1 protein-coding gene is annotated in these 6,687 nt (G+C 53.6%); it reads left to right on the top strand.

What is annotated here, in order from left to right; all coding sequences use genetic code 11:
* Positions 1-972: 972 nt before the first annotated feature.
* A partial coding sequence (locus WCO56_28330; GenBank protein ID MEI7733511.1) for an autotransporter-associated beta strand repeat-containing protein occupies positions 973-6,687 on the top strand: 5,715 nt, incomplete at its 3' end.

Raw genomic sequence — 6,687 nt, 5'->3', positions numbered from 1 at the left:
CGGTGGTGGCGGAGCCGAACCGGGCGTACTGGTTGGAAGCGCGGAACAGCCTGACGGAAGGGACGTGGCAGTTCATCATCGGGGTGACGAACGTGACCGGGCCGCAGACGTTGGAAGACGCGGCGGCGACTGGTGGCTTCAAGTTCTACCGGATCGGCAGCGCGCCTGCGCCATAAGGACAGATTTGCGCGTCCAGTGACGCGGAATGCACACCAACAAAAAGCCGGGCTTAACCGCCCGGCTTTTTTTTGTGGATTAACTCTAAAATTCAAAATTCTTTTGTTTCGGGAGTGTCTCATTTTGGCGCTTGCCCCAAGGAATCGCGGGAGCCGCATTTTTTGGTGCGGCGGCAAGGCGGAACCCTCGAATTCGGAATTCGGAATGCGGATTGCGGAATAACGGGCCGGTGTATGGTCTTCTCTGTGTCCATCGGTGTTTATCGGTGGTTCATTCTCCGTTTTTTTACCACGGATAACTCGGATGGCACGGATGAAAACCAGCCCCATGCGGAACCCTCGAATTCGGATTGCGGAATGCGGAATGGCGTTGAAATCCAAAGCGGTGTCGCTATCCACCCCTTTCCCCCCGGCGGTTGCCACCGCACTCCAAAATTTCCCGAGCCGTCACGTTTGAGACTCGTTACTCATCACCTACGTTTGCGATTGGGCTGCCATGGGAACATCCGAACCGCCGCTTCCAGCTTGAACCAAACCGAACTTGAGACAGCCCTGCCCTTTTGAGCCGATCTTGCCTTTGAGGAGACCAGGCATTGTTTAACACTGATTTTTGCCAATGATTAGTGCTGGACAAAAGCGGAAGACGAATTAAATTTGCATATCAATCATGCGTTACCATAGCAATAGCGTGGCTGCTCAACTGCCGAATTTTAACAATTCGCAGGTAGTCACATCATTTCTTGGTGTGGCATTCGGCCAGGCTGTTTGGTATACGCATTCACAATGCGATTGACCTATGAAAACCACCACCAATACTATCCATCACAACCTCATGAAGACTTATCTGAGTTGGAGTCGAACCATGCCATACCGGCTCATACTGTGGCCTGCTGTCTTATTACTGACCTCATTTTTGGCCATGGCAGCGAACGTGACTTGGAATGGTAGTGGCAGCGATGGGAATTGGAACACCGGACCAAACTGGAATGGTGGAAATGCGCCTTCGGTCGGCGATAGCCTTATCTTCAGTGGATCAACGCAGCTTTATAACACCAATAACCTTGCGCCGCGAAGTAACTATAGCTTGAGCTTTGGAGCTGGGAATTTTTCCCTCTGGGGCAACTCCTTTACGAATGGGAATGGTGGCATCACGAATCTGGCGGGTAACAATACCAATAATATTCATATCATGTTGGGTGCGGCACAGTGGATTACCAATGCAGCCTCCGGTACCACCTTGGTGCTGGCGGGAAATATCACAAATGGTGGTTCAGCCAATCTCACCGTTGGCACTCTGGGTGATGTGATGATTACCGGCAATATTGGCAGTGCGAGTGGGACCACCACCAATTCTCTGACCAAGAGCGGAACCGGGGTTTTAACTCTGACAGGAAATAATAATTTCACCAATACGGTCAATATTTCCGCTGGGACGGTGAAAATCAAAACCAGCACGGCACTTGGGACAGGCACAAAGTCGGTAACTATCAACAACGGCAGTGCCGGCCAGTGTAATCTGCATTTGGATGGTAGCAGTGGTAATCTCACGCTGGCCTCAACCATTTCTTATAACTGCAGCCGCGTTCCGTACACCATCTATAACGATGCCGGGGACAATAGCATCAACGGCAATGTTACTTTGACTACCGGCGGTGGGGATACTGGGATCTCCGTGGATGGTGGCAGCCTCACGATGGGGGGGGTGTTTGCACCGAATACAACTGGGCGTAGTTTGCTGCTCGGTGGTGCGGCAACCGGAACCACCAAGGGAGCAATCAACGACGGTTCTGGGGCCAATCTTCTTCTGAGTATCAAGAAACAGGATGCCGGTATCTGGACCTTGGCTGGCACGAATCTCACCACTGGCGTCATCAACGTGAATGGTGGTCGATTAGCGTTGGGTGCGAATGCCAAAATCACCAACAGCCCGAGTATCTCAGTGAGCAGTGTCGCCACCTTTGACGTGTCACAGGTCAGCGGTGGTTTCGTGCTGGGTCCATCCAAGGCGCAGACGCTGCTTGGCAGCGGATCGGTGACCGGGAGTGTGACTGTGGCAGCCAATTCGTACATCCAGCCGGGTGGCACGAACACCTTTGGAACGCTTAATTTTACCAATGGTCTGACCTTTTCTTCCAGTGGCATTCTCAGCCTGGATTTATCCAGTGCCAGCACTGCGATTGGCGGCTCTGCCAACGACCTGCTGGTGGTGGGCGGCGCCTTGACCCTGAACAATTCTGTCGCTCTGAAGCTTAACTTTCCCGGCCTTGTGCCGGTAGTGGGATCGCCTTATACGCTGGTCACTTATGGCACTATTTCTGGAGATCCTGTTGCCATGCTTTCGGTGTCCACCCCCAGTTTTCCGCATCTGACGGCTACGATTGCGAATGCGGGGAATGCCATTACGGTGACCTTTAATCTCACTTCTCCAGGAGTAAACCAGCTCGTTTGGCAGGGGGATACTGCGGTTGGTACCAATTGGGCATCGGGTGTATCTGGCTGGACCAATAGCAACGGTGCAGCCAGTGTCTTTTACAGTGCGGATTATGTCACGTTCGATGACTCCAGTGCCAATTCGGTGGTAAGCCTCACGAATACCGTGATTCCTGCCGGCATGACGTTCAGTCATGCGGTGAATAATTATACCTTGGTGGGGCCGGGCAAAATCAGTGGCGCCACTGGGCTGTCCAAAACTGGACTTGGCACACTCACGCTGGCGACGACGGGAACGAACGATTTCACTGGAGCCATTAGCCTGGATGGTGGAACACTGGTCATCAACCGCACCGACACCAACACCGTTACACAAGTCATTACGGGCAATGCCGGCCGGTTGGTCAAGCGGGGCAGTGGCCTTGTGATTCTGGGGGCCACGAACACCTTCACAGGTTTCATCACCAACGAGGCCGGGAGTCTGTTGCAGGGTAGTTCGGCCAGCTTGTCTGGAAGTGTCATTAACAACGATGGTACGCTGTTGGTAAATCAAAGTTTTGTTGGAACCTTGCCTGGAACCATCAGTGGCAGTGGTACGCTGGTTGTGGCGGGGAATGCTGGGGCGGTCACCTTGACGAATGCCAACACCTTTGCGGGTCCCACGCTGGTCTCCAATAATAGCACGCTGGTTCTGGCCGGGGTGAATGGATATGTGCTGACCAATACTACTTTGTATCTCGGTGAAGGTCGCACTCAGGCGGTGGTTCAGATCGGTGCGCCATATCAGCAGATACCGCCGGACATTCAGGTGGTTTTCAAATCCGGTACGATCAGCGGCACCAGTGCAAAGTTCCAGGTGCTTTCCAACTCACAGGTTGTGGGCAATATCACCAATGCTGCCGGCACGTTTTCGATCATCGAGAATAATAGCACTGGCAATGGCACGTTTGTACTCAGTAACCTGCTGGATAACGTATGGGATCAGTTCATGCGCAGCATCGGTGGCGGCGCGTTGGGACTGACGAAAGAAGGAACTGGGGCGCTGACCCTGGCTGGCGCCAACATCGTTTACACTGGACCGACCTGGGTGAAAAACGGTTCCCTGATATTGACCAATGTCACCAAAATCACCAATACGGTCACCATTGATGCCGGGCAAGTGGTCTTGGCCAGTAATACGCTGGTGACGAATACCACTACGATCAATGGCGGGCGTTTGGTTTTAGCCACTGCTACCTCGGGACAATATGTGATCGTGAACAATGCCATCAATGGCGGGGTGCAGTTCAGCAATGGAACTGCCTTCACCTTGGGATCACTAGCGGGCATTGGAGAAATTGGTTTGACCAATGATTTGGGCAGCCCGGTTACCCTAAGCGTGGGTGTACGGACGCCGGATACAACGTATGACGGAGTGTTGAGTGGACCGGGCAGTTTGGTTAAGGTTGGCACAAACATACTCACCTTGAACGGTGTGTGTACGTATGCGAGCAATACCCTGCTGAACGCAGGTGGACTCACTTTGGGTGCCTCCGCGTCTATTTCCAACAGCCCGGTTATCTCGCTGGCTACGAACACGACGCTCAATGTTTCCCAGGTGGATTCGGGATTATTCACGCTTAACGGAGCCTTGACGCCGCAAGGTCAGATGCTCGGTAGCAGCGGTGTGGTGGAAGGGAATGTCCTGGTGCCCGCTGGCTCCGCATTGATGCCAGGGACCAATGGGGGGACCGGCAGTCTGGTCTTCAGCAACGATCTGACGTTGGCGGACGGGAGCAGCCTTAAGCTGGATTTGGCGAATGTGGCCACCGAAGGCTCTGGAACCAACGATTTAATTGTGGTGAACGGTGGTTTGACCTTGGGCGGGACAATTACCATCAACTTTAATTTTATCAGCGGACAACCGGCCTTGAACACACCTTATAACCTCATCCGCTACAATGGATTGCTGGTTGGTGATCCCACCGTTGCGTTTGCAAATGCATCGCGCTATGGAACCGTCTTCAGTGATAATTCCGGTGTGATTACGGTGTCTTTCACCGCCGCCACCGATAATAACATCGTCTGGCAGGGGGATGGCGTGACCAATCTGTGGGGGCTGACGCTGATCACCAATCAATGGACCAACCTCAGTGGTTGGACCGCGTTCTTCAATGGCGACAATGTTCTGTTCGACGACAGTTCAACCAACTTTACCGTCAATGTGTCCGGCGGTTTGGCTCCCTTGTCGCTGGTGTTTAACGCCACCAATAACTACACCCTGATCGGCAGTGGCAAAATCACGGGGGGTACCGGTCTGACGAAATCCGGCCCGGGCAAGTTGACCCTCTCTAATGCCGTTGATTATACCGGAGCCACTGTGATCCATGCGGGGATCATGCAACTGAGTGTTCCGACCGCCAGTTCCATGGGCAGTATTACCAACAGCGGTGCGCTGGTCATAAACTCACCCGCTACCGTGGCGATGACGGGAGTGATTAGCGGCAGCGGTGCCCTTACCAATCTCGGCAGCGCTGCGGTGACTCTGGGAGGCGCCAACACGTATGATGGAGTAACCGTGCTTGGTACCGGAACGCCAACCACTTTACCATCCGTTTTATTGATCACGAACTCCTTTGGTCTGGGCAGTACGGTTGGGGGCACCTTTGTGGATATTTCAGCTACGAACGCGGGTACGGGCACTCAATTGCAGTTGTCGGGCGATGTCACGATCACCGGCGAACCGCTCACGTTGAATTCCTTGTCAAATTTTAATACCAGATCTTGCGTGTATAGTGTGACGGGTACCAATACATGGAATGGTCCCATAACGTTGACTGGTGATAATGCTTGCCAGTTTTATGCCGTAAACACCAATAGCGGCCTGATTATCCAAGGGAATGTGACCAGTGCATTCACCAGTTCCAATGGTCGATTGCACATTCGTGGAAGCGGTAATGGAACGATTAATGGAACAGTGAATATCAGTACTAATCAGTTGTTCAAAACTGATCCGGGTCTCTGGGTCATTAATACCAGTGGCAACACTTGGGGGAGTTGTGTGCATGCCTATGGTACGCTCCGGATCGGCAACAACAATGCCCTCTGTGTCACCGCCCCGCTTTCTCTGGGGCAAGCGGGTAATGGCACCACCTTTGACCTGGCGGGATTCAATCAGCAGGTGAGTGGACTTACCGTTGCCGCCGGAGCGCCCACTTCCACGCAGGTTATCGGCAATAGCAGTACGAGCAGCGATTCAATCCTGGCCTATGTTGGCACGGATACCAACCTATTCTCCGGAACCATCAAGGACATTGTGGGTAGTGGCACTCGCAAATTGGGGCTGACGGTTGGAGGGGGGACACTCCTGCTAACCGGGACAAATACCTATACCGGGCCGACGGCGGTGACCAATGGGGCGCTGATGGTGAACCTGCAAACCGGCACCGGTGCAGTGACGGTGGACGCTGGCGGGACTTTGGGTGGCATGGGTGCGGTAAAAGGAATCCTTACCACGGTGGCTGGGACACTGTCCCCGGGCAGTAACGGGGTCGGGCAGGCAGCCACGTTGACGGTCAGTAATTTGACTTTGAATAGCGGTGCAAAACTCCTGTTTGATTTTGCCAACATCAATACTGCCGGCGGCGGGGTGAACGACCTGATTAATGTGGCCGGCAGTGCGCTCACCTTGAATGGCACGGTTACGGTGGACGCCAACCTGCTGGGGGCCTACCTCACGAATGGGGTTTATACCTTGATCAGTAATGCCGCTTCCATCGCTGGATCATTTAATTTTGTTGCCTCCCCGACGCTGCTCGCGATCACACCCTGGATCACCTTTGGCACCAACAATACCGCGCCATACAATGTCTATATGACCAATGGCATTGTTGTCGGAACCCCGGTATGGCTGGGCACCAATGTTGCCGTCCGGCATTGGGACTCAGTCACGACCGTCAATTGGTCAAATACGGTGCAAGGCGTGGCTGATGTCTTCCGTTTGTTGGATCCCGTACTCTTTGGCGATTTCGCTGGCCCTAACTGTACGGTCAATCTCACCACGAACCTGCTTCCGTCGAGTGTGACGGTCAGCAATACCTTG

This window comes from Verrucomicrobiota bacterium (genome assembly GCA_037139415.1).
In the GTDB taxonomy this organism is placed as follows: Bacteria; Verrucomicrobiota; Verrucomicrobiia; order Limisphaerales; family Fontisphaeraceae; genus JBAXGN01.
Note: the sequence above shows the minus strand (reverse complement) of the source record. Positions and strands in the feature narration are given on the sequence as shown.